At 69.1% G+C, this 24,037-nt stretch carries 19 protein-coding genes; 5 read left to right on the top strand and 14 right to left on the bottom strand.

The genetic code is table 11. From position 1 onward, the window contains the following. The first annotated feature begins 19 nt into the window (after positions 1-19). From zwf to pgl, 3 genes are read left to right on the top strand one after another with little or no spacing between them, the layout of a single operon-like run. Positions 20-1,561, top strand: coding sequence for a glucose-6-phosphate dehydrogenase (zwf, locus tag AC59HU_RS01165; protein ID WP_497221479.1), 1,542 nt, complete (start codon positions 20-22; stop codon positions 1,559-1,561). Then, positions 1,558-2,532 (top strand): glucose-6-phosphate dehydrogenase assembly protein OpcA, encoded by a 975-nt coding sequence (locus AC59HU_RS01160; RefSeq protein WP_497221478.1) that lies wholly within the window; start codon positions 1,558-1,560, stop codon positions 2,530-2,532. The genes zwf and AC59HU_RS01160 overlap by 4 nt, the downstream gene beginning before the upstream one ends. A 23-nt stretch (positions 2,533-2,555) precedes the next feature. After that, the gene (gene pgl / locus AC59HU_RS01155; protein WP_497221477.1) at positions 2,556-3,326 is read left to right on the top strand and encodes a 6-phosphogluconolactonase; all 771 of its coding nucleotides are present in this window, start codon (positions 2,556-2,558) and stop codon (positions 3,324-3,326) included. A 130-nt stretch (positions 3,327-3,456) separates the two neighbouring features. On the opposite strand, the gene AC59HU_RS01150 is transcribed toward pgl, so the two are convergent. The 10 genes from AC59HU_RS01150 to uvrC form a co-directional block, all read right to left on the bottom strand. Then, on the bottom strand, positions 3,457-3,819 hold the full coding sequence (locus AC59HU_RS01150; RefSeq protein WP_497221476.1) for an RNA polymerase-binding protein RbpA: 363 nt from the start codon (positions 3,817-3,819) through the stop codon (positions 3,457-3,459). Positions 3,820-3,868: 49 nt separating this feature from the next. Further along, positions 3,869-4,120, bottom strand: coding sequence for a preprotein translocase subunit SecG (gene secG / locus AC59HU_RS01145; RefSeq protein WP_497221475.1), 252 nt, complete (start codon positions 4,118-4,120; stop codon positions 3,869-3,871). Positions 4,121-4,177: 57 nt separating this feature from the next. Continuing rightward, positions 4,178-4,966, bottom strand: a complete 789-nt coding sequence (tpiA, locus tag AC59HU_RS01140) for a triose-phosphate isomerase (protein ID WP_497221474.1) — start codon at positions 4,964-4,966, stop codon at positions 4,178-4,180. Next, positions 4,957-6,171, bottom strand: a complete 1,215-nt coding sequence (locus tag AC59HU_RS01135; RefSeq protein WP_497221473.1) for a phosphoglycerate kinase — start codon at positions 6,169-6,171, stop codon at positions 4,957-4,959. The genes tpiA and AC59HU_RS01135 overlap by 10 nt, the downstream gene beginning before the upstream one ends. A 72-nt stretch (positions 6,172-6,243) precedes the next feature. Then, positions 6,244-7,251, bottom strand: coding sequence for a type I glyceraldehyde-3-phosphate dehydrogenase (gene gap / locus AC59HU_RS01130; RefSeq protein WP_497221472.1), 1,008 nt, complete (start codon positions 7,249-7,251; stop codon positions 6,244-6,246). A gap of 102 nt (positions 7,252-7,353) precedes the next feature. Continuing rightward, a complete protein-coding gene (locus AC59HU_RS01125; RefSeq protein ID WP_497221471.1) occupies positions 7,354-7,977 on the bottom strand; it encodes a superoxide dismutase in 624 nt (207 codons plus the stop codon). A gap of 62 nt (positions 7,978-8,039) precedes the next feature. Next, positions 8,040-10,532: a helix-turn-helix transcriptional regulator gene (locus AC59HU_RS01120; protein WP_497221470.1), complete on the bottom strand. Its 2,493-nt coding sequence runs from the start codon at positions 10,530-10,532 to the stop codon at positions 8,040-8,042. Positions 10,533-10,672: 140 nt separating this feature from the next. Then, positions 10,673-11,650, bottom strand: a complete 978-nt coding sequence (gene whiA, locus AC59HU_RS01115) for a DNA-binding protein WhiA (protein WP_497221469.1) — start codon at positions 11,648-11,650, stop codon at positions 10,673-10,675. 64 nt (positions 11,651-11,714) lie between these two features. Then, entirely contained in the window at positions 11,715-12,593 is an 879-nt protein-coding gene (gene rapZ / locus AC59HU_RS01110) for an RNase adapter RapZ (protein WP_497221468.1), read from the bottom strand. A gap of 46 nt (positions 12,594-12,639) precedes the next feature. Continuing rightward, positions 12,640-14,547 carry an excinuclease ABC subunit UvrC gene (gene uvrC, locus AC59HU_RS01105; protein WP_497221467.1) on the bottom strand — a complete coding sequence of 636 codons (1,908 nt, stop codon included), beginning with the start codon at positions 14,545-14,547 and terminating at the stop codon, positions 12,640-12,642. Positions 14,548-14,645: 98 nt separating this feature from the next. On the opposite strand from uvrC, the gene AC59HU_RS01100 reads away from it, so the two are divergent. Beyond that, positions 14,646-16,019 (top strand): IS1096 element passenger TnpR family protein, encoded by a 1,374-nt coding sequence (locus AC59HU_RS01100; protein WP_497221466.1) that lies wholly within the window; start codon positions 14,646-14,648, stop codon positions 16,017-16,019. A 99-nt stretch (positions 16,020-16,118) separates the two neighbouring features. On the opposite strand, the gene uvrA is transcribed toward AC59HU_RS01100, so the two are convergent. Then, positions 16,119-19,010 (bottom strand): excinuclease ABC subunit UvrA, encoded by a 2,892-nt coding sequence (gene uvrA, locus AC59HU_RS01095; protein ID WP_497222063.1) that lies wholly within the window; start codon positions 19,008-19,010, stop codon positions 16,119-16,121. A 128-nt stretch (positions 19,011-19,138) separates the two neighbouring features. Next, positions 19,139-21,208 carry an excinuclease ABC subunit UvrB gene (uvrB, locus tag AC59HU_RS01090; protein WP_497221465.1) on the bottom strand — a complete coding sequence of 690 codons (2,070 nt, stop codon included), beginning with the start codon at positions 21,206-21,208 and terminating at the stop codon, positions 19,139-19,141. A 102-nt stretch (positions 21,209-21,310) separates the two neighbouring features. On the opposite strand from uvrB, the gene AC59HU_RS01085 reads away from it, so the two are divergent. Next, complete coding sequence (locus tag AC59HU_RS01085; protein ID WP_497221464.1) at positions 21,311-22,336, top strand: 6-phosphofructokinase; 1,026 nt, start codon at positions 21,311-21,313, stop codon at positions 22,334-22,336. Here the strand turns inward: AC59HU_RS01085 and AC59HU_RS01080 are convergent. Together AC59HU_RS01080 and AC59HU_RS01075 are read right to left on the bottom strand one after the other, a co-directional pair. Beyond that, positions 22,333-23,286: a 5-oxoprolinase subunit C family protein gene (locus tag AC59HU_RS01080; RefSeq protein ID WP_497221463.1), complete on the bottom strand. Its 954-nt coding sequence runs from the start codon at positions 23,284-23,286 to the stop codon at positions 22,333-22,335. The two genes, AC59HU_RS01085 and AC59HU_RS01080, sit on opposite strands and share 4 nt — an antisense overlap. After that, positions 23,276-23,944, bottom strand: coding sequence for a 5-oxoprolinase subunit B family protein (locus AC59HU_RS01075; RefSeq protein WP_497221462.1), 669 nt, complete (start codon positions 23,942-23,944; stop codon positions 23,276-23,278). Before AC59HU_RS01075 ends, AC59HU_RS01080 begins: the two co-directional genes overlap by 11 nt. Between the last annotated feature and the right edge of the window lie 93 nt (positions 23,945-24,037).

The raw sequence follows: 24,037 nt of genomic DNA, 5'->3' as shown, positions 1-24,037 counted from the left end.
CACAACACAAGGAGTTCGATTGCCTCCCGTTGAGATAACGCCGGAGTACAACCCGCTCAGGCTTCCCACCGATCGCCGGCTGAACCGGATCGCGGGGCCGTCCGGCCTCGTCATCTTCGGCGTCACCGGCGACCTGTCGCGGAAGAAGCTGATGCCGGCGGTGTACGACCTCGCCAGCCGGGGGCTCCTGCCGCCCGGTTTCTCCCTGGTCGGGTTCGCCCGGCGCGACTGGGAGGACCAGGACTTCGAGCGGGTCGTCCACGACTCCGTGAAGGAGCACTCCCGCACCCCGTTCGATGAGGACGTGTGGCGCCAGCTGTCCGAGGGCATCCGCTTCGTCTCGGGCGAGTTCGACGACGACAACGCCTTCGAGCAGCTCAAGTCGACCATCGACGAGCTCGACCGCGACCGCGGCACCATGGGCAACTACGCCTTCTACCTGTCGATCCCGCCGAAGGCGTTCCCGCTCGTCACCGAGCAGCTGCGCCGCTCCGGTCTCGCCGACCAGTCCGACGACTACTGGCGTCGTGTCGTGATCGAGAAGCCCTTCGGCAGCGACCTCACGACGGCCCGCGAGCTGAACGACGTGGTCGAGTCGGTCTTCCCGCCGGACTCGGTGTTCCGCATCGACCACTACCTCGGCAAGGAGACCGTCCAGAACATCCTGGCGCTCCGCTTCGCCAACCAGCTCTACGAGCCCATCTGGAACGCGAACTACGTCGACCACGTGCAGATCACGATGGCCGAGGACATCGGAGTCGGCGGCCGAGCCGGCTACTACGACGGCATCGGCGCGGCCCGCGACGTCATCCAGAACCACCTGCTCCAGCTGCTCGCGCTGACCGCGATGGAGGAGCCCATCTCCTTCGACGCGGCCGACCTGCGCACCGAGAAGGAGAAGGTGCTGGCCGCGGTCAAGCTGCCCGCCGACCTCAGCAAGGTCACGGCTCGGGGTCAGTACTCCGGTGGCTGGCAGGGCGGCGAGAAGGTGCTCGGCTTCCTCGAGGAGGACGGCATGAACCCGCAGTCCACCACCGAGACCTACGCCGCCGTCAAGCTCGACATCGGCACCCGGCGCTGGTCCGGTGTGCCGTTCTACCTGCGGGCGGGCAAGCGCCTCGGCCGCCGGGTGACCGAGATCGCCGTGGTGTTCAAGCGTGCGCCGCAGTACCTGTTCGCCGAGAGCCAGACCTCGGAGCTCGGGCAGAACGCCCTGGTGATCCGGGTGCAGCCCGACGAGGGCGTGACCATCCGCTTCGGCTCCAAGGTGCCGGGTGCCGGGATGCAGGTGCGCGACGTGACGATGGACTTCGGCTACGGCCACGCCTTCACCGAGGCGAGCCCCGAGGCCTACGAGCGGCTCATCCTCGACGTGCTGCTCGGCGACCCGCCGCTGTTCCCCCGCCAGAAGGAGGTGGAGCTGTCCTGGATGATCCTCGACCCGATCGAGAAGTACTGGTCGACCCAGGGACAGCCCGAACAGTACCGCCCCGGAACCTGGGGACCGAGCTCGGCCGACGAACTGCTCGCCCGTGATGGAAGAACTTGGAGACGCCCGTGATCGTCGATCTGCCCGACACCACCACGAGCAAGATCTCGAAGTCGCTCGTGAAGATCCGCGAAGAGGGCGGCGCCGTCGCCCTCGGTCGCGTGCTCACGCTCGTCATCGTGACCTCGCTCGGAGAAGAAGAGGACGCCATCGAGGCGGCCAACGACGCCTCGCGCGAGCACCCGATGCGCGTGCTCGTGGTCTCGACCGACCACGAGGACAACGGTCTGGACACCGGGCGCGGTGCGCGCCTGGACGCCCAGATCCGGGTCGGCGGCGACGCCGGCGCGAGCGAGGTCGTCGTGCTCCGTGCCTATGGCGCGGCTGCGAGCGACCAGGAGGGACTCGTCACCGGGCTCCTCCTCTCGGATGCCCCGGTCGTCGTCTGGTGGCCCGGAAAGGCCCCGGAGAACGTCTCGAAGTCCAGCCTCGGCCGCATCGCGACCCGGCGGATCACCGACTCCTCGAATCAGGCGAACCCCTACGAGGCCCTGCTGAGCCGTGCCAAGAGCTACGCGCCGGGCGACACCGACTTCGCCTGGACGCGGTTGACCCTGTGGCGGGCACAGCTCGCCGCGGTGCTCGACCAGCCGCCCTACGAGCCGGTCACCGAGATCGAGGTCTCCGGCGCATCCGACTCGCCGTCGACGCTGCTGCTGGCCGCCTGGCTCCGCCTGCAGCTGCAGGTGCCGGTCAAGTACGGACTGCTCTCGCGCGCGACCGGGTCCAGCGGCATCCACGGCGTGATCCTCACGCGGTCGGACGGCCCGATCGAACTGGTGCGGGAGGTGCCCAACGTGGCCCGCCTGAGCCAGCCGAACCAGCCCACCCATGACCTGTCGCTGCCGCGCCGCAACCTGCGCGACTGCCTGGCCGAGGAGCTGCGCCGACTCGATCCCGACGACCTGTATGGTGAAGTCATCTCCCGCGGGCTCGCCGAGCTCCTGGAGACGAACGAGGCCAGCGTCCCTGACGCGATCTGACCGCCGGAAGGTATACCGCACCCATGACAACTGACCGCCGCGTACTCGTGTCACCGGACAAGGAGGCGCTGGCCGGTTCGGTCGCCGCCCGGTTCATCACGAAGGTGATCGACATCCTCGACGAGTTCGAGGAGGCGCACATCGTGCTGACCGGCGGCACCATGGGCAGTGCGGTGCTGGCGGCGATCCGCAGCTCGGCCGGGTCGGACACGATCGACTGGTCGCGCCTGCACTTCTGGTGGGGCGACGAGCGCTTCGTGCCGAGGGCCGATGCCGACCGCAACGAGTTGCAGGCCCGCGAGGCGCTCCTGGACCACGTCCCCGTCGACCCGGCGAAGGTGCATCCCTTCCCGGCCAGCGACGAGGGCGTGGGCCTGGAGGAGGCCGCCGTGCTGTATTCGCAGGAGCTCGCCGCGGCATCCGGGTCGGAGGCGGCCTACCCGCGCTTCGACATCATGTTCCTCGGCGTCGGGCCGGACGGCCACATCGCGTCGCTGTTCCCGGGTCACGACGAGATCCGGATCACCGACGCCACCGTCGTCCCGGTCCGCAACTCCCCCAAGCCGCCGCCCGAGCGCCTCAGCCTCACCCTGCCGGTCATCCAGTCGGCCGACCGCATCTGGATGGTGCTCGCCGGTGCCGACAAGGCCTCGGCCATCGGTCTCGCCCTCGCGGGCGCCAGCATCGACGAGGTGCCGGTCGCGGGTGCCGAGGGGCGCAAGCGCACGGTCTTCTTCGTCGACCAGGAGGCTGCGGCCGAGGTGCCGGAGTCGCTGATCGCGCCGTCGTACTAGGGTCGGGCGGGCTCGGCTTCGGGCCAGGCCCGGTCCGGCCAGGTCCGCCGTTCTGCATCGCAGACACAGAAAAGGGAAGCCTCACACCATCGTGAGGCTTCCCTTTCCTGGGTTCAGACGAGCGATCCGGTCAGGATGCGGCGGTGCCGCGACGCTCGCGCAGCTGCTGCAGCGCGTCTTCGAGCAGCTGGGCCGCCTCCTGCTCCGTGCGACGTTCCTTCACGTAGGCGAGGTGCGTCTTGTACGGCTCGAGCTTGGCGACCGACGGCGGGTTCTCCTTGTCGCGGCCGGCGGGCAGCCCCGAGGTCGGGCAGTCGATGGTCTCCGGGATCTCCTCGTCGGGCAGGTTCGCCGCGAAGTACCGCACCGTCTCGTTGCCCAGCGCGTCCCAGTACGAGACCTGGATGCGCTCGGCGTGAAAACCGCGATCCTGCTCGCCCATGGGGCCCGCCCCGACACGCGATCCTCGGATCGCGCTACCTCCTGATGCCATTGACTGCTCCCCTGCTGCTGACGCTGGTTGTGATCGTGCGAACGATCGGCTAGATGCCGGTCTCGAACTTGGTGATGAGTCCGAGGATGATGATGCTCGCGACCCAGACCAGGCCGAGGATCACCGTGATGCGGTTGAGGTTGCGCTCGGCGACCCCCGAGGCGCCGAGGTTCGAGGTGACGCCACCGCCGAACATGTCGGACAGCCCGCCGCCGCGGCCCTTGTGGAGAAGGATGAGAAGGGTCAACAGCAGGCTCGTGATACCGAGCACCACCTGGAGAATGACCTGAAGGATTTGCACTGCTTGCCTTTCACATGCCGGGGAGCCGGGTCGCTCCCCCGAAGACCAGAGGTCAGTCTACACTCCGACGTGCTTCTGGTAGCGCACGATGGCGGCGAACTCGCCGATGTCCAGGCTCGCACCGCCCACCAGCGCACCGTCGACATTGGGCTCGCGCATGAAACCGGCGATGTTGCCCGACTTGACCGAACCGCCGTACAGGATGCGCGTGGCCGCGGCCGCATCGTCACCGAGCGACTCCGCGACGACGGCCCGCAACGCGGCGCCGACCGTCTCGGCCTGCTCGGGTGTCGCCGCCTGGCCGGAGCCGATCGCCCAGACGGGCTCGTAGGCGACGACGATGTCGGCGCCCTTCGCGAGACCCTCGAGCGCCGCCTTCAGCTGAGCGACCGGCACGGCGCTCTGGCCGTGCTTCTCGAGGTCGTCGGCGGTCTCGCCGACGCAGATGATCGGCACGATGCCGTTGGCGATCGCCGCCTTGGTCTTGGCGGCCACGTCGACGTCGGTCTCGCCGTGCAGCGTGCGCCGCTCGGAGTGGCCGATGATGACGTACTTCGTGTCCAGGCGCGCCAGGAACTGGCCGGAGATCTCGCCGGTGTAGGCGCCGGACTCGTGCTGCGAGATGTCCTGACCGCCGTAGGCGATCTGGAGCTTGTCGGCCGCGACGAGCGTCTGCACCGAACGGAGGTCGGTGAACGGCGGGAAGATGGCCACCTCGACGTCCTTGTAGTCGTGCTTGGCGTCGTCGAGGCTCCAGGCGAGCTTCTGCACGAAGGCGATCGCCTGCAGGTGATCGAGATTCATCTTCCAGTTGCCCGCGATCAGGGGCGTGCGCTTCAGGACCATCCGAGGACCTCCAGGCCGGGGAGACGCTTGCCCTCGAGGAACTCGAGACTGGCACCGCCTCCGGTTGAGATGTGACCGAACTGGTCGTCGGTGAACCCGAGCGCGCGGACGGCCGCGGCGGAGTCACCTCCGCCCACCACCCCGAGCCCGTCCACCTCGGTGAGTGCTTGGGCGACCGCCTTGGTCCCGGCCGCGAAGGGCTCGAGCTCGAACACGCCCATGGGGCCGTTCCAGAAGACGGTCTTCGAGGCCGCGATGACCTCGGCGAACGCCGCGGCGGTCTCGGGGCCGATGTCCAGCCCCAGACCCTTCGCGCCGAACGGGGTGTCCTCGATGCCGTCGGCGGTCGTCACGGCGACCTCGGCGTCGGCACCGAACTTCGAGGCGACGACGATGTCCGTGGGCAGGACGATCCGCACGCCGAGCTCGTCCGCCTTGGCGAGGTAGCCGCGCACGGTGTCGAGCTGGTCCTCCTCGAGCAGGCTCGCGCCGACGGCGTGACCCTGGGCCTTGAGGAAGGTGAACAGCATCCCGCCGCCGATCAGCAGCGTGTCGACCTTGGGCAGCAGGTGCCCGATGACCCCGAGCTTGTCGGAGACCTTCGAGCCGCCGAGCACGACCGTGTAGGGGCGCTCGGGGTTCTCGGTCAGCCGGTCGAGCACGTCGAGCTCGGTCTGGATGAGCAGCCCCGCGGCGCTCGGGAGCAGTTCGGCGAGATCGTAGACACTCGCCTGCTTGCGGTGAACGACACCGAAGCCGTCCGAGACGAAGGCGTCGCCGAACGCGGCGAGCTGCTCCGCGAATGCGCGGCGCTCCCCCTCGTCCTTGCTGGTCTCGCCGGCGTTGAAACGCAGGTTCTCCAGGAGGGCGATCTCCCCGTCGCCGAGGCCGTCGACCGCATCCGTCGCCGACTGCCCGACCGTGTCGTGCGCGAACACGACCGGCTGCTCGAGCAGCTCGCCCAGGCGGGTGGCCACGGGCTCGAGGGTGTACTTCGGGTCGGGCGAGCCGTCGGGGCGGCCGAGGTGGCTGATCACGACGACCCGGGCGCCCTGGTCGAGCAGGGCGCGGAGGGTCGGCAGGCTCGCGCGGACGCGTCCGTCGTCGGTGATGACACCGTCCTTCACAGGGACGTTGAGATCACACCGGACGATGACGCGCTTGCCGGCGAGCGATCCGAGGGAGTCGATGGTGCGGAGCGTCACGGATTCGCTTTCGGGTAGAGCGGGGGTGCCGGCACACGAATGCGTGCCGGCACCCCCGCTGCTGACGGTTTCTTACAGGCGGTCGGCGACGTACTCGGTGATGTCGACGAGGCGGTTGGAGTAGCCCCACTCGTTGTCGTACCACGACGCGACCTTGACCTGGTTGCCGATGACCTTGGTGAGGCCGGCGTCGAAGATCGAGGAGTGCGGGTCCGACACGATGTCGCTGGAGACGATCGGGTCCTCGGTGTAGCTGAGGATGCCCTTGAGCTCGTCGTTCGCGGCGTTCTTGTACGCCTCGTTGATCTGCTCGACCGTGGCGGGCTTGGTCAGCTCGACGGTGAGGTCGGTGATCGAGCCGGTCGGGACCGGGACGCGGAGGGCGTAGCCGTCGAGCTTGCCGACGAGCTCGGGGATGACCAGGCCCAGGGCCTTGGCGGCACCGGTCGAGGTCGGGATGATGTTGACGGCCGCGGCGCGGGCACGGCGGAGGTCGCTGTGCGGGCCGTCCTGCAGGTTCTGGTCGGCGGTGTAGGCGTGGACCGTGGTCATCAGGCCGCGCTCGATGCCGAAGTTGTCCAGCAGCACCTTCGCCAGCGGGGCGAGGCAGTTGGTCGTGCAGGAGGCGTTCGAGATGATGTCGTGCACCTGCGGGTCGTAGGTGCCCTCGTTGACACCGAGCACCAGGGTCGCGACGTCGGCGCCGGTGGCGGGGGCCGAGACGATGACCTTCTTGGCGCCGGCGGTGATGTGCGCGCGCGCATCCTCGGACTTGGTGAAGCGGCCGGTCGACTCGATGACGATCTCGACACCCAGCTCGCCCCAGGGGAGGTCGGCGGGGTTGCGCTCGGCGAGCACGATGATCGGCTTGCCGTTGACGACGATCTTGTCGCCGTCGAGCTCGACCTTGGCGTCGAGACGGCCGGTGATGGAGTCGTACTTGAGAAGGTGGGCCAGCGCCTTGTTGTCGGTCAGGTCGTTGACCGCGACGATCTCGAGGTCACTTCCCTTCGCGAGGGCGGCGCGGAAGAAGTTGCGACCGATGCGGCCGAAGCCGTTGATGCCGATCTTTACAGACACAGATTGCTCCTGTTGCTGGGGCCCGGAGTGGGCAGGGTGGTGGTTAGCGGTGGAGAAGGATGCCGGGCCCGCCCGAGAGGGCCGGCCCGGCATCAGGAGTCGCTATGACAGTATCAGGAGGCCTTCGGTCTTCGTGCGGGCCGCCTCGAAGCGCTGGGCGACGTTGGCCCAGTTCGCGATGTTCCAGACCGCCTTGATGTAGTCGGCGCGGACGTTGAGGTAGTCGAGGTAGTAGGCGTGCTCCCACACGTCGAGCATGAACAGCGGCACGACGCCGAAGGGCACGTTGCCCTGCTGGTCGAAGAGCTGGAAGACGGTGAGCTGCTGGCCGATGACGTCCCAGCCGAGCACGGCCCAGCCGGAGCCCTGCACGCCGAGTGCGACGGCGGTGAAGTGGGCCTGGAACTTCTCGAACGAGCCGAAGGCGTCGTCGATCGCGGCGGCGAGCTCGCCCTCGGGGGTCTGGGTGTCGGGGGTCAGGTTCGTCCAGAAGACGGAGTGGTTGACGTGGCCGCCGAGGTTGAAGGCCAGGTCTTTCTCGAGCTTGTTCACGTTGGCGAGGTCGCCGGCCTCGCGGGCCGCGGCGAGCGAGGCGAGGGCGGTGTTGGCACCCGCGACGTAGGTGGCGTGGTGCTTGTCGTGGTGCAGCTGCATGATCTTGCCGCTGATGTGCGGCTCGAGAGCGGCGTAGTCGTACGGCAGTTCCGGCAGAGTGTACTCAGCCATTGTGATGATCTCCTCGTTCGTATGGCCGCCGACCCGTTGAGCGGCGGCTGTGAGTGACCCCTTCAGTCTATTGCGCCGAGCCGGGGGTGGGAGCCGTCCCGATGCGGTCTGTGGAGAGCCTCAGGGAGTTCTGTGCGTGTGCGGAGCCCGAGCTTCTTGTAGACCCGGAGCAGATGGGTCTCGACCGTGCGCACCGAGAGCACGAGCTCCGCGGCGATCTCCCGGTTGCTCAGGCCGGCGGCGGCGAGGGCCGCGATCTCGCCCTCCCGTTCCGAAAGATCCATGGCGTCTGTTCCCGCCATGAAGGGCGAGACCGTCAGCCCCACTCTGTCGAGGTCCTCGCGCGCGCGTCGGGCGCACGCTGCCGCCAGCCGGGCGTCGCCTTGTTCGCGGTACATCGTCGAAGCGGTCGAGAACGCCTCGGCGCCGAGGAGGTGCACGCCGGCCCGGGAGAAGTCTTCCGCGAGGCCGTGGAAGGACTCTGCAGAAGACGGGATGACGCCTTCCGAAGTCGAGAGATGCGCAAGCGCGTCCACATGGCGGGCGAGGAGACGGGACAATGCTGCGTCGATCGTGTGCATGAAGGCCGCGGTGCGCGTGGCCACCTCATCCGCCGCCCCGGCACGTGCAGCTTCGCAGAGGGCGAACACCGAGAATGCTTGCTGGCCGACCCGCTCGTGGGCGTCTGCCGCCGCGATGAAGAATCGCGCCGCACCCTCCCGGTCTCCCCCGGCGGCACGGATCCAGGCGCGAGCCCTGAGGGTGGTTCCCACGCCGTAGGCGCTCTCACTCTTCAATGCGTTGAGAGGTTCGATGATCGAGGATGCCTCGTCGACACGGCCCTGCATCGCGAATGCGATCGCGAGATCCGCACGGATCGACTGAGCTGCGGGCTCCATACCGATCCTTTCGACAATAGGCAGGGCGGAGCGAAGTTCCTTCTCGGCTTCGCTCGCACGTCCCGCCGTCAAGAGCATTTCGCCGAGGAGCGTGGTGACGACGGCACGCGTCGCCGTCCTGGCTGAGGCTGCCGCCTCGTCCCGGAGGCTCGTGACGTCGGTGATCCCCTCGGACAGTTGCGCGTCGAAACCTCGGGCGATTCCCCGTCGAAGCCTGATCAGGCCGTCGTCCCCGCCGAATCGCGCGGTAGCCGCCTCAGCACGGTCGAGGTGGCTGTGCGCCTCCCTGAGCCGGCCTTGCAGCATCGCGGCCGACGCGGCCTCCTTCTCGTTCTCGGCGTCGACTATCGCGCGCAGCACTCCCAGGTCCTCGACGTCCACGGAACGATCGACCCGGAGCATCGACACGAGTTCGGGCGTGCCGACCGGAGTCTGTGCCTCTGCAGCCGTCCAGCGGAACGAAGGATGTTCGGCCTGTGCCCGAACAGCCTGGAGCAGGTCATGAATCGCCTCGAGTCGACCAACATCGTCCCCGCTCACCTCAGCAAGGCGCTGGAGTCGACTCACCGCCGATTCGTGTCGGCCGGTCTGCGACTCGGCTGCGGCTGTGGCGAGTTCGGCCTCGAAACCCCCGCCGCTTTCGAGAGCCAGCTGCGCGAGCTGCAGGGAGATGTCCGGCCGCGAGGACCGGAGCGCCGCCTCTGCGGCCCAGACGAGCGGAGCGGGATTGCTCGTGCGACCCAGCACGAGCGTCTGACGAGCGAGTGCGAGATGCTCGGCCGCGGAAAGGGTCGTGGGAGACGCGCTGCCGAGTACATCGACGATCACGGACGTGAGGCGTCGACGACGGAGGAGACCGATCGTCTGCGGCACGAGCAGCTCGATCACCGCGTCCCGGATGCGCACGGAGATCGCACCGGTCTGCTCATGCGCCTCGAGCACCCAGGAGCTTTCGAGGCTCTCGATCACGACGGAGGGATCGGGCAACGGTTCGTCCCTGCGACCGGCCGATCGCGAGGATGCGTCGCTCATACTGATCGCGGTGAGGATCCGGTAGAGCTGCCCGACGCTCAGGTCCGGTGCGATGCCGAGGACGTCGACGACGGTCATCTCGTCCGCCCCCGCCGGGCTCCCCCCGCCACCGGCTTCTTCGATGCCGAGCCGACTCAGCACCAATTTCCGCAGCTGCTCGTCCGGGTTGGGGCTGCCGGCGAGGCGCCACGTTCCGGACGCCTCCACGAGGACTCCGTCAGTCTGAGCCCGACGGACCGACGCGATGAGGGCGACCAGATCACCGCCGCCGCGTCTCGGAATGAACGCCGGCACCGCGCGGGGGTCGAGTGGTCCGCCCAGTTGAGCTTCGACGATCTCCAGCATGGCTTCCGGGTCGTGCGGACGGAGGTCGACGCGAACGACGAGGCCGTCGCGCCATAACGCCGCGAGAGGTTCCGGAAGAGGGTGTCGCGAGTCGACGGTCGCCACCGGGAGGACCCGCCTCGAGGTGACGGCCTTGGTGAGGTGTGCGACCCGCACCTCATCGAACCGGTGCATGTCCTCCGAGACCCACAGCCGATGTCTGGCGTCAATCCCGTGCCCCTCCAACACGGACGAGACGAAGTGCGTGCGGCCACTTCCGGGCTCACCGAAGACGAACACGCCCCGCCCGGATCGGAGTGCAGTCAGGACCGCTGCACGCTCGTCCGTTCGTTCCGCCGTCTGCCCCAAGGATGACCCACCTTCAACAACCAGTGGTCATTCTTACCGCGATCGTGGAGGCAAGGCGAGAGTGGCGCGGGTCAGTCGTCGAGGTCGGGCGGGAGGTTGGCCTCCGTGCCGGGGATGCCCAGGTCGGTGGCCTGCTTGTCGGCCATGGCCAGGAGCCGGCGGATGCGGCCGGCGATCGCATCCTTCGTCATCGGCGGGTCGGCGTGGTGGCCCAGCTCGTCGAGGCTGGAGTCGCGGTGCGCCAGGCGCAGCTCGCCGGCGTACTTCAGGTGCTCGGGGATGTCGGGGCCGAGAATCTCCATCGCCCGCTCCACCCGCGCGCACGCGGCGACGGCGGCCTGGGCCGAGCGGCGCAGGTTCGCGTCGTCGAAGTTGACCAGGCGGTTGGCGGTGGCCCGCACCTCGCGGCGCTGACGCATCTCCTCCCAGGTCTTCACGGTCTTGGCCGCGCCCATGGCGGAGAGCATGGCCGCGATCGCCTCGCCGTCGCGGATGACGACGCGGTGCACGCCGCGCACCTCCCGCGCCTTCGTGGTGACGCCCAGGCGCGAGGCCGCGCCGACCAGGGCCATCGCCGCCTCGTTGCCGGGGCAGGTGACCTCCAGCGCGGCCGAGCGGCCGGGGTCGGTCAGCGAGCCCGCGGCGAGGAAGGCGCCGCGCCAGACGGCGGCCAGGTCGTCCCGGCCACCGGTGGTGAGGCGGTTGGGGAGGCCGCGGATCGGGCGGCGACGCGCATCCAGCAGGCCCGTCTGACGGGCGAGGGTCTCGCCGCCGTCGAGGACCCGGACGAGGTAGGTGCCCTCGCGGCGACCACCGGACGCGGCGATCATCGAGACGTCACCCTTCACGCCGTAGAGCTCGGCGAGGTCGCGCAGCACGCGCTTGACGATGTCGGGGGTGTCGAGCTCGGCCTCGATCGCGATCCGCGACGAGATCAGGTGGAGCCCGCCGGCGAATCGCAGGATGGTCGCGAGCTCGGCGGCACGCGTGGTGGTCTTGCTGACCACGACCCGGGCGAGTTCGTCTTTGACGTCGGCTGTCAGAGCCAATGGAGAACCTTCTTAACTTCTTCTACTGCTTCGTGTGGTGATCCCGGCGCCGGGACGGGCGCCGTCATTCCCGGCCGAGATCGCGGTGCTTGACGCTCACGACGACCCCCGGAAACCCGCCGAGCTTCTCGGCGAGTTCGCGCGCGATCGCAACGGAGCGGTGTTTGCCGCCCGTGCAGCCGATCGCGATGGTCGCGTGGCGCTTGTTCTCGCGCTGGTACCCGGCGAGCACGGGTTCGAGGGCCTTGGCATAGGCGTCCACGAACTCGCGCGCGCCGGACTGGCCGAGCACGTACTCGCTGACATCCGCATCCAGCCCCGTGTGGGCGCGAAGCTCGGGCACCCAGAACGGGTTCGGCAGGAAGCGGGCGTCGGCGATGCCGTCGGCGTCGGTGGGGGCACCGTACTTGAAACCGAAGCTCATCACGGTCACCTGGACGCCCGCCGCATCGGCGCCGGAGAACTTCTCCTGCACCGCGGTGGCCAGCTGGTGGATGTTGAGGTCGGAGGTGTCGATGATGATGTCGCTGGACTCGCGGATCGGGCTCAGGCGCGAACGCTCGGCCCCGATGCCGTCGAGCAGCGTGCCGTTGCCCTGCAGCGGATGCGGACGCCGCACCTGCTCGAACCGCCGCACCAGCGTCTGATCGGTGGCCTCGAGGAAGACGACCCGCAGCTGGATGCCGCCGCGGAGGGCCTGGATGATCTCCTGCAGGTCGGAGAAGAAGTCGCGCCCCCGCACATCCACCACCGCGGCGATGCGCGGCAGCGTCGAACCGGCGTGCTCGGCGAGGTCGACGAGCGGCTTCAGCATCTGCGGCGGGAGGTTGTCGACCACGTACCAGCCCAGGTCTTCGAGCGCGTTGGCGACCGTGGAGCGGCCCGCGCCCGACATGCCCGTGACGATCAGCACTTCTTGCTGCTCAGGGATTTCGGGAGCCATTGCACGCTTTCGTGGGGAGTCGGGACGGTTGCTCTAGCCTACCCAGTCACTGCGACAGGGTGCTCCTGATGGTCTCGGCCAGCAGCGGCCCGATGCCCTTGACCTCGGCGATGGCGGCGGCGTCGGCCTTCTTGAGTTCGGACACCGAGCCGAAGTGCTTGAGGAGCTCTCTCACCCTCGACGGGCCGAGCCCGGGCACCTCGGTGAGGACCGAGGTGATGTCCTTCTTGCGCCGGGATCGCTGGTGCGTGATGGCGAAGCGGTGGGCCTCGTCACGGATGCGCTGGATCATGAAGAGGGCCTCGCTCCCGCGCGGCAGGATGACCGGGTAGTCGGTGTCGGGCAGCCATACCTCCTCGAGGCGCTTGGCGATGCCGGCGAGGAAGATGCCCTCGACCCCCGACTCCTCCAGGGCGCGGGCCGCCGCGTTCACCTGCGGCTGACCGCCGTCGACGATCAGGAGGTTGGGCGGGTAGGAGAACTTCTTGCGCTTGGTCGGCTCGACCGGGCCCTCCCCCGCCTCGAAGACCTGGGCCCGGGCGGCGGCCTCGGCCTCCCGCTCCTTCTCGGGGTCGTCTTTCAGATAGGCCAGACGGCGGGTGATCACCTGGTAGATCGACTCGGTGTCGTCGGTGGAGTCGGCGATCGAGAACCGGCGGTACTGGTCCTTCCGCGCCAGGCCGTCTTCGAAGACGACCATCGAGGCGACGATGTTGGTGCCCTGGAGGTGCGAGACGTCGTAGCACTCCATCCTGAGCGGCGCGTCGGTCATGCCGAGGGCCTCTTGGATGTCAGTGAGGGCCTGCGAGCGGGCGACGAAGTCGGAGCTCCGCCGGGTCTTGTAGAGCATCAGGTTGTTCTTCGCGTTCATGGTGGCCGTGCTCATCAGAGCCGCCTTCTCGCCGCGCTGCGCCATCCTGAGGTGCACCTTGCCGCTGCCGCGCCGCTCGCCGAGCCAGGCCTCGAGCTCGTCCGTGTCGTCCGGCAGCGCCGGCACGATGATCTCCTTCGGCGGGAGCTCGACGTCGTAGGCCTGCTGCAGGATCGAGTCGACCAGCTCGGCGGTGTCGACGTCGATCTCCTTGTCGACCGTGTACGACCGCTCCCCCCGGATGCGCCCGCCGCGCACGATGAACTGCTGCACCGAGGCGGCCAGCTCGTCGTGCTCGATGCCGAACAGGTCGGCGTCGACGCTGTCGCGCAGCACGACCGCGCTCTTCGCGAGCACGGCCTCGAGGGCCTGGAGCTGGTCGCGGTAGCGGGCGGCGGCCTCGTAGTCCTGCCGCTCGGCCGCATCCTTCATCTTCTTCGTGGCCGCCGTGACGAATCGCTTGTCGCCGCCGGCCATGAAGGCGACGAAGTCGTCGACGATCGCGCGGTGCTCCTCGATCGTGACCTTGCCGGAGCACGGGCCGCCGCAGCGGCCGATCTGGCCCGGGAAGCAGGGGCGCCCGGTCCGCATGGCGTGCTTGTAGCTCGAGTCGGAGCAGGTGCGGATGGGGAAGGCCTTGATCATCAGATCGATCGTGTCGCGCACCGCCCAGATCTTGGGGTACGGGCCGAAGTACCGTGCGCCCTTGATGCGGTGGTTGCGGGTGACCATGACCCGGGGCGACTCGTCGCCGAGCGTGATCGCGAGGAAGGGGTACGTCTTGTCGTCGCGGAACTTGACGTTGAACGGCGGATCGAACTCCTTGATCCAGGTGTACTCGAGCTGGAGCGACTCGATGTCGGTCTTCACGACCGTCCACTCCACGCCCGCCGCGCTCGTGACCATCCGACGCGTGCGCTCGTGCAGGCTGCGGAGCGGCGCGAAGTAGTTGCTGAGCCGGGCGCGCAGGTTCTTCGCCTTGCCGACGTAGAGGACGCGACCCTTCGCGTCCTTGAAGCGATAGACCCCGGGCTGGGTCGGGATCTCGCCGGCCTTGGGGCGGTAGGAAACGGTGTCTGCCATGGTTGATCCAATTCTCGCATCCGGCACCGACATCCCGGGCCCGTACGATCGTTGACGGGTGCGCGCTGAGCGGACACCGACGACAGGATGGACGGGCGATGAGCGCGAAGCAGAACAACAGGGGGCCGAACTCGGGCGGCCAGGGTGCCGGCGGCGGGGCGAAGACGAAAGCGCTGCTGATCCGGTTCGAGCGCTGGTACGCGGCTCACACCTCGGCGGCCGACCACGAGCATCCCTCGGCCGCGGAGGCGACCGCACTGCTGTCGACGCTCTTCGACCTGAGCCGCGGCCGGCTGCACGAGCCCGTCGTCTCGGTGCTCGAGCGGATGCTGGCCGACGTCGAGGCCTCCCCCGATCTCGCGCGTCGCCTTCCCGAGGTGATCGAGACGCTCGAGCACTACCTCGACTTCGCGGTCGAGACCGGCACCTGGCGTGCGAGCGACGCCGCGATCGACGAGAGCTCGGAGTACCTCGAGGTCGCCTACGACGTGAGCACGGGCCTGCTGCTCTACCTGATCGACGCCCTGGACGACGTCGCCGACGTCCCCGCCGACCGGGAGCGCGCCGCCCTGGCGGCCCTGCCCGGCGCCGAGGCGCCCACCTCGTCAGAGGACCTCACCGAGCGGGTGCTCGCAGTGTTCGACGCCGTCGACCCGGGTTCGGTGCCGGGCGCCCTGGCGCTCGAGCGGGTGCTCGGGCTGCTCTGCGTCGCGGTCTCCCCCGGGCTCCTGCCGGGGGCGACGACCGCGCAGATCCTCGGGATGCTCGACACGGCCGCCGGGGTCACGCCGGAGCAGGCGGCCGCTGCCGGTCCGATCACGGATGACCTGCTGACCGGATTCGAGGGCTTGGGGCTGGTCGCGCCCGTCTCGGGTGCCGGCGGGGCGCGGCTGGAGGCGCCGGCCGGGATCCGGGCCGCGCTGGCCGATGCGATCGTCGCCGTCGCCGACGAGTTCGGGCTGCTGGAGGACGACGAGGAGGGGAACCCGCATCCGGAGGGGACGGTGCTGGAGGTCCTGGTGGCGGTGGCCGACGAGGACGGCTCGGAGCCCGGAGCCTGGCGCCGGCTGCAGATCGAGGCCGACTCCGACCTCGGGGCCCTGCATCTCGCCATCCAGCTCGGCTTCGACTGGTCGAACACCGAGGAGCACTCCTTCGTCTCGGCCGATGAGCCCGAGACCGTCTACGCGCCGGTCGGGCTGCTCGGAGCGGACGAGAACGGTGCGAACGGCGCGGACGAGCAGGACGAGGACATCGTGGACGAGAACGACGTCGAGATCGGCGAGTTCCTCGTCGCGGACGGCGACGAACTCGAGTACCGCTACGGAGACGAGAACCCGCGCCGCGTCGTCATCTCGCTGGAGAGCGTGGGCGAGGCGACCGACGCGGTTCTGCCGCGGTGCACCGCCAGCTCGGCCGAGGCGGATCCCGCCGAGGTCGACCGACTGCTCTCGCCGCTCCGGGTGCTGTGACGACTCCGGGTGCCGTGACGACGGAGGTGGCCGCGGTGGGAACCGTCGGCCGCCTCTCCCTGCGCGGACCGCAGGGCGTTACCCGTCACGTCGTCAGGGCTACCGCTTCGCCTTGGGCGCCGGGAGGATCTCCCGCAGGAAGTGCCCGGTGTGGCTGGCCTCCACGGTTGCGAGCTTCTCCGGCGTGCCGGTCGCGACGATCGTGCCGCCGCCGGAACCACCCTCCGGCCCCAGATCGATCAGCCAGTCGGCCGACTTGATCACGTCGAGGTTGTGCTCGATCACGATCACCGTGTTGCCCTTGTCGACCAGGCCGTTCAGCACCAGCAGCAGCTTGCGCACGTCTTCGAAGTGCAGACCGGTGGTCGGCTCGTCGAGCACGTAGACGCTGCGGCCGTTGGAGCGGCGCTGCAGCTCGGTGGCGAGCTTCACGCGCTGCGCCTCGCCACCGCTCAGGGTCGTGGCGCTCTGGCCGAGTCGCACGTACCCGAGGCCCACCTCGACCAGGGTCTTGAGGAAGCGGTGGATGGCCGAGATCGGCTCGAAGAAGTCGGCGGCCTCGGAGATCGGCATGTCGAGCACCTCGGCGATGTTCTTGCCCTTGTAGTGCACGCTGAGGGTGTCGCGGTTGTACCGTGCTCCCCCGCAGACCTCGCAGGCCACGTACACGTCGGGCAGGAAGTTCATCTCGATCTTGATCGTGCCGTCGCCCGAGCAGGCCTCGCAGCGGCCGCCCTTGACGTTGAAGCTGAACCGGCCGGGCAGGTACCCCCGCGCCTTCGCCTCCGCGGTCTCCGAGAAGAGCGTACGGATGCGGTCGAAGACCCCGGTGTAGGTCGCCGGGTTCGAGCGCGGGGTGCGCCCGATCGGGTTCTGGTCGACGTGCACGACCTTGTCGAGGTTCTCGAGCCCGGTCACCCGCTTGTGCTTGCCCGGCAGCTTCCGCGCACCGTTCAACTGGTTGGCGAGCACCCGGTAGAGGATGTCGTTCACCAGGGACGACTTGCCCGACCCGCTCACCCCGGTGACGGCGGTGAGGGTGCCGAGCGGGAAGTCGGCCGAGACGTTCTTGAGGTTGTTGGCCTCGGCGCCGACGACCGTGATCATCCGCTTGCGGTCGATCGACCGACGCTTCTTCGGGAGCTCGATCGACTTGCGCCCCGAGAGGTAGTCGCCCGTGAGCGACTCCGTGTTCGCGAGGAGCTCCTCGTACCCGCCCGAGTGCACCACGCGGCCGCCGTTGACGCCGGCGCCCGGTCCGATGTCGACGATCCAGTCGGCGGTGCGGATCGTGTCTTCGTCGTGCTCGACGACGATCAGGGTGTTGCCGAGGCTCTTGAGCTTGACGAGGGTGTCGATCAGCCGGCGGTTGTCGCGCTGGTGCAGCCCGATCGAGGGCTCGTCGAGCACGTAGAGCACGCCGGTGAGACCCGAACCGATCTGGGTGGCCAGACGGATGCGCTGGGCCTCGCCGCCGGACAGCGACCCGGCGGCTCGCGCCAGGTCGAGGTAGCTGAGACCGACCTCGATCAGGAAGTCGAGGCGGGCCCGGATCTCGCGGAGCACCTGGGCCGCGATCATCGACTCGCGCTCGGTGAGCACCAGGGTGCCCATGAACTGCTGGGCGTCGCTCAGGCTGAGCCCGGCGACGTCGGCGATGCTCAGCTCGTTGACGGTCACCGCGAGCACCTCGGGCTTCAGCCGCTTGCCGTCGCACACCGGGCACGGCACCTCGCGGAGGTACTCGCCCCAGCGCTGGCGCTGCGAGTCGGACTCGGCCTGGAGGAACTGGCGCTCGATGTAGGGCATGACGCCCTCGAAGCCGGAGGTGTAGCTCATCTCACGGCCGTACCGGTTCTTCCACTTCACCTTCACCTCGAAGTTGTTGCCGCGGAGGATCGCTTCCTGCACGTCGGGCTTCAACTTCTTCCACGGCGTGTCGAGCGAGAAGGAGAGGTCGCGGGCGAGGCCGTCGAGCAGCTTCTCGTAGTACTGGAACAGGCCCTTGCCCTGCGTGGTCCAGGGGATGATGACGCCGTCGTTGATGCTCAGGTCTTCGTCGCCGAGCAGGAGGTCCTGGTCGACGGACATCCGGGTACCGAGGCCGGAGCACTCGGGGCAGGCCCCGAAGGGGGCGTTGAAGGAGAAGGTGCGCGGCTCGATCTCGGTCAGCTGGATCGGGTGCTGGTTCGGGCAGCTGAGCTTCTCGGAGAAGGTCTGCCAGGCATCCGGCCCGTTCTCGTCGACGTAGTTGATCTGCACCAGGCCGTCGGTGAGCCGCAGTGCGGTCTCGAGCGAGTCGGTCAGCCGGCCGAGGATCTCGGGCCCGGCGACGAGCCGGTCGACGACGACCGAGATGTCGTGCTTGAACTGCTTCTTGAGCTTCGGCGGCTCGGTGAGCTGGATCATCTCGCCGTCGACGATCGCGCGCGAGTAGCCGCTGGCCGAGAGCTCTTTGAAGAGGTCGACGAACTCGCCCTTCTTCTGCGAGACGACCGGGCTGAGGATCTGGTAGCGCACCCGCGGCTCCAGCTCCATCAGCTGGTCGGCGATCTGCTGCACGGTCTGCGCCGAGATGCGCTCACCGCAGATCGGACAGTGCGCGATGCCGATGCGCGCCCAGAGCAGACGCATGTAGTCGTAGATCTCGGTGATCGTGCCGACCGTCGAGCGCGGGTTGCGGTTGGTCGACTTCTGGTCGATCGACACCGCGGGGCTCAAGCCCTCGATGAAATCGACGTCGGGCCGGTCGACCTGACCGAGGAACTGGCGGGCGTAGGCGCTGAGGCTCTCGACGTACCGGCGCTGCCCCTCGGCGAAGATCGTGTCGAACGCGAGGCTCGACTTGCCGGACCCGGAGAGCCCGGTGAAGACGACCATCGAGTCGCGCGGGATCTCGATGTCGACGTCGCGCAGGTTGTGCACGCGGGCGCCGTGGACACTCAGCTTTCCGCTCGAACCATGGCGCAGTGCGCTCAGCGGATCGTGCACCCCGGGGGCCACGGAATCAAAGGAATCTACGCTCGAAATCGACACCTCGAAAGTCTATGTCGACCCACCGACACCGGCTCCCGATTACGCTCTGGGCGGGATCGGGAGCCGGGCGTCACCGGCGGCGATCAGCTGATGTGGCCGGCCTTCTCCATCTGGCGGAGCTCGCGCTTGAGCTCGGAGACCTCGTCGCGCAGACGGCCCGCGAGCTCGAACTTGAGCTCGGCGGCCGCCTCGAGCATCTGGCCGTTGAGGTCGGCGATGATCGACTCGAGGTCGTTCGCGCCCTGCGCGGCGATGCCCTCGCGGCGGAGGTTCGGCGTGGGGCTCTTCTTGCCCCGGCCGGAACGCTCGCGCAGCAGGTCGGCCGTGTCGGCGCCCTCGCGGGCCAGGGCCTCGGTGATGTCGGCGATCTTCTTGCGCAGCGGCTGCGGGTCGATGCCGTGCAGGGTGTTGTAGGCCACCTGCTTCTCGCGACGACGGTCGGTCTCCTCGATCGCGAGCCGCATCGAGTCGGTCATCTTGTCGGCGTACATGTGCACCTCGCCCGAGACGTTCCGCGCGGCACGACCGATGGTCTGGATGAGCGAGGTCGACGAGCGGAGGAAGCCCTCCTTGTCGGCGTCGAGGATCGCGACCAGCGACACCTCGGGCAGGTCGAGGCCCTCACGCAGCAGGTTGATGCCGACCAGGACGTCGTAGACGCCCGCGCGCAGCTCGGTCAGGAGCTCGACCCGTCGCAGCGTGTCGACATCCGAATGCAGGTAGCGCACCCGCACGCCGGCCTCGGTGAGGAAGTCGGTGAGCTCTTCGGCCATCTTCTTGGTCAGCGTCGTGACCAGCACGCGCTCGTCGCGGGCCGCCCTGATGCGGATCTCCTCGAGCAGGTCGTCGATCTGGCCCTTGGAGGGCTTCACGATCAGCGCCGGGTCGATGAGGCCCGTGGGGCGGATGATCTGCTCGACCACGCCGTCGGCGATCCCCATCTCGTAGCGGCCGGGGGTCGCCGAGAGGTAGACGGTCTGGCCGACCCGCTCCTTGAACTCGTTCCACTTCAACGGTCGGTTGTCGAGCGCGCTGGGCAGCCGGAAGCCGTGGTCGACCAGGGTGCGCTTGCGCGAGGAGTCGCCCTCGTACATGGCGCCGATCTGCGGCACGGTGACGTGCGACTCGTCGATCACGACCAGGAAGTCGTCCGGGAAGTAATCGAGCAGGCAGTGCGGCGCCTCGCCGGGAGCCCGGGCGTCGATGTGGCGCGAGTAGTTCTCAATGCCGGAGCAGAAGCCGATCTGCTGCATCATCTCGAGGTCGAAGGTCGTCCGCATCCGCAACCGCTGGGCCTCGAGGAGCTTGCCCTCGCGCTCGAGCTCGGTGAGCCGGTCGTGCAGCTCGGTCTGGATGGTCTCGATCGCCCGGTGCATGACGTTGGTGTCGGCGACGTAGTGCGAGCCGGGGAACACGGAGACGCTGTCGAGCTTTTTCACGATGTCGCCGGTGAGCGGATGCAGGCTGTAGAGCCCCTCGATCTCGTCGCCGAACATCTCGATGCGGATGGCGAGCTCTTCGTACATCGGGATGATCTCGATGGTGTCGCCGCGCACCCGGAAGTTGCCGCGGGAGAAGTCGACGTCGTTGCGCTGGTACTGCATCGACACGAACCGGCGGATCAGCCAGTCGCGGTCGACGTGCTGGCCGACCTGCAGCGCCATCATCGCGTTGAGGTACTGCTCGGGCGTGCCCAGGCCGTAGATGCAGGACACGGTGGAGACCACGACCACGTCGCGCCGGCTCAGCAGCGAGTTCGTGGTGGAGTGCCGGAGCCGCTCGACCTCGGCGTTGACCGAGGAGTCTTTCTCGATGAATGTGTCGGTCTGCGGAACGTAGGCCTCGGGCTGGTAGTAGTCGTAGTACGACACGAAGTACTCGACCGCGTTGTTGGGCATCAGCTCGCGGAACTCGTTGGCCAGCTGGGCCGCCAGCGTCTTGTTGTGCGCGAGCACCAGCGTGGGCCGCTGCACCTGTTCGATCAGCCACGCGGTGGTGGCGGACTTACCGGTACCGGTCGCGCCCAGCAGCACCACATCCGTCTCACCGGCGTTGATGCGGCCCGCCAGCTCGGCGATCGCGGCGGGCTGGTCGCCACTCGGGGTGTATTCACTGACGACCTCGAACGGGTGGACAGAGCGAGTGGGTTCCATGCAATAAGTTTAGGGAGAGCCACCGACACCCGGGCCGGTGCTCGCTCAGAGCGTCATGCCGAGCGTCCCTCACCTCACCACCACCATCACGAGGCAGACATCATGCGAATCGGAATCCTCACCAGCGGCGGCGACTGCCCCGGTCTGAACGCCGTCATCCGCGGCGCGGTGCTCAAGGGCACGGAGATCCACGGCCAGGAGTTCGTCGGGTTCAAGGACGGATGGCGCGGGGTCGTCGCCGGCGACGTGCGCCCGCTCGAGCGCAGCGACGTGCGCGGCATCGCCAAGCAGGGCGGCACCATCCTCGGCACCTCGCGCACCAACCCCTTCGAGGGCAACGGCGGCCCGGAGCGCATCCAGCAGACCCTCGACGACCTCGGCATCGACGCGATCATGGCGATCGGCGGCGAAGGCACGCTGGCCGCCGCCAAGCGGCTGACGGATGCCGGACTCAAGATCGTCGGCGTGCCCAAGACGGTCGACAACGACCTCGACGCCACCGACTACACCTTCGGCTTCGACACCGCGGTCGAGATCGCCACCGAGGCGATGGACCGGCTCCGCACGACGGGCGACTCGCACAGCCGCTGCATGGTCGCCGAGGTGATGGGCCGTCACGTGGGCTGGATCGCGCTGCACTCGGGCATGGCCGCGGGGGCGCACGCCATCCTCATCCCGGAGCAGAAGACGAGCCTGGAGCAGGTCGCCGAGTGGGTGCTGAGCGCCGCCGCCCGAGGGCGCGCGCCCCTTGTCGTCGTGGCCGAGGGCTTCACACCGGACCACGCCGACGACGCCCACTCCGAGCGCGGACTCGACGCCTTCGGCCGCCCCCGCCTCGGCGGCATCGGCGAGCGGCTCGCCCCGATGATCGAGGAGCTCACCGGCATCGAGACCCGCGCCACGACGCTCGGGCACATCCAGCGCGGCGGCGTGCCGACGGCCTACGACCGGGTGCTCGCCACCCGGCTCGGGATGGCCGCCTCCGACATCGTCGAGGAGGGCGCCTGGGGCGAGATGGTGGCGCTGCGCGGCACCGACATCGTGACCGTGGGCTTCGGCGACGCGCTCGGCAAGCTCAAGACCGTGCCGCAGCACCGGTACGAGGAAGCCGCGATGCTGTTCGGCTAGACCGGCTGGACCGGCTTGGCGCGCGTCTCGGCGAGGGTGATCCCGACCGGGTCCCCGGGCCGCAGCTGTGCGAGCCGGTCGACGGATGCCTCGGTCAGCACCGCGATCACCGGATAGCCCCCGGTCACCGGGTGATCACGCAGGAACAGCACCGGCATCCCGCTCGGGGGCACCTGGACCGCCCCGGCCACCATGCCCTCGGACGGCAGTTCGACCTCCGCGAATCGGGCGAGCCGATCGAGGCCCCGATCGGCGGTGAGCCGGACGCCGACCCGGTTCGAGTCGGCACTGACGGTCCAGACCGAGTCCTCCAAGACGCGGACGCCCGACTCGCCGAACCAGTCCGATCGTGGCCCCGGCGTCGCGACCAGCCGGCAGACCGGGTCGAGCTCGGACCGCTCCGGGCCGGGGACGAGGTTCTCGGCCGCCGGCCATCCCTCCTCCTCCCCCGCGGTCGACAGCACGGTCCCCTTGGCGAGCGCGGCGGGGCCGAGTCCGCTCAGCACGTCGGCCGAGCGCGAGCCGAGAACCCAATGGGCATCGATCCCTCCGCGCACCGCCAGGTAGTTCCGGAGTCCGTGCGCGGGCACCCCGAGCGAGAGCTCGTCACCCGCCGCCAGCAGGAACGAGTATCCGGCCGGATGGACGACCGTGCGCGCGCCTCCGGCCGTCCTCACGGTCACGTCGACGGGAGCGCCGGTGACCGCCGCGAACACGGGCCGGAGCGCCCGGACGACGAGTCCGCCGAACACGGTCTCGACGCACGCCGCTCCCGCGCGGTTGCCGACCAGCCGGTTGGCTGCCTCGTAGGCGCTCCGGTCGGCGGCTCCGGATGCGGGGACGCCGAGGTGCGCCGACCCCGGTCGACCGGCATCCTGCAGCAGGGCGAGCGGCCCGGTGGCCACGATCGTCAGGGCCGGCGCGGTGCGCCCGGGCCGCTCAGCCGACACGCACGAACCTCACGCGGGTGCCGGGGGCGAGGAGGGCCGGCTGCGATCGCGACGGGTCCCACAGCGTCGCGTCGGTCGTGCCGATCAGCTGCCAGCCGCCCGGCGACTCGCGGGGGTAGACCCCGCAGTAGCCGGCGGCCAGGGCAACCGACCCGGCCGGGACGGCGGTGCGGGGTACGACCCGGCGAGGGATGTCGAAGGGGAACGAGTCGGCTGCGAGGTAGGCGAAGCCGGGGGCGAAGCCGATGAACGCGGCCTGCCAGGACGTCGCGGTGTGGGCCCGGATGAGGGCTTCGACTGTCAGGCCCAGCGCGTCCGCGAGCTCCGGCAGGTCGGGGCCGTCGTAGCGCACGGGCAGCTCGATCGCTTCGGATCCGGTCTGGGCTGCCGCCGTTGGGGCCGCGGTTCGGGGTGCAGACTCGAACGCTGCCTGCGCCGGGGTGGCGGGTGCGGCAATCGAACCGGATCGTGACCCGGGGCGCGAAGCCGCGCCGCGCATCCACTGTTCGACCCCGGCGCGGGACACGCGGCGGCGGTCGTAGACGACGAGGATCGTCCGGGCTGCGGGTACGAGCTCCACGACCCAGGGCGGAGTGTCGGCGCGGAGGGCTTCGTAGAGCGCGAGCACGGCGTGCGCCTCCGTCAGCTCGATCAGCACCGCGGACTCGCCCGCGGGAAGGAGGCGGAGGGGAGAGCTGCTCGGCGCGGGGCTGCCGGGCGCGTGGCTGTCTGTCGCGGGGCTGCCCGGTGC

Source organism: Herbiconiux sp. 320_LB (assembly GCF_059691755.1).
This window is presented reverse-complemented; position numbering and strand designations above follow the sequence as displayed.

Bases quoted from the DNA above. Each gene is read 5' to 3' on its own strand.
- uvrC (WP_497221467.1), bottom strand. From the start codon at position 14,547: ATGGCAGACACCGTTTCCTACCGCCCCAAGGCCGGCGAGATCCCGACC.
- AC59HU_RS01085 (WP_497221464.1), top strand. From the start codon at position 21,311: ATGCGAATCGGAATCCTCACCAGCGGCGGCGACTGCCCCGGTCTGAAC.
- rapZ (WP_497221468.1), bottom strand. From the start codon at position 12,593: ATGGCTCCCGAAATCCCTGAGCAGCAAGAAGTGCTGATCGTCACGGGC.
- AC59HU_RS01125 (WP_497221471.1), bottom strand. From the start codon at position 7,977: ATGGCTGAGTACACTCTGCCGGAACTGCCGTACGACTACGCCGCTCTC.
- pgl (WP_497221477.1), top strand. From the start codon at position 2,556: ATGACAACTGACCGCCGCGTACTCGTGTCACCGGACAAGGAGGCGCTG.
- AC59HU_RS01150 (WP_497221476.1), bottom strand. From the start codon at position 3,819: ATGGCATCAGGAGGTAGCGCGATCCGAGGATCGCGTGTCGGGGCGGGC.
- AC59HU_RS01100 (WP_497221466.1), top strand. From the start codon at position 14,646: ATGAGCGCGAAGCAGAACAACAGGGGGCCGAACTCGGGCGGCCAGGGT.
- tpiA (WP_497221474.1), bottom strand. From the start codon at position 4,966: ATGGTCCTGAAGCGCACGCCCCTGATCGCGGGCAACTGGAAGATGAAT.
- uvrB (WP_497221465.1), bottom strand. From the start codon at position 21,208: ATGGAACCCACTCGCTCTGTCCACCCGTTCGAGGTCGTCAGTGAATAC.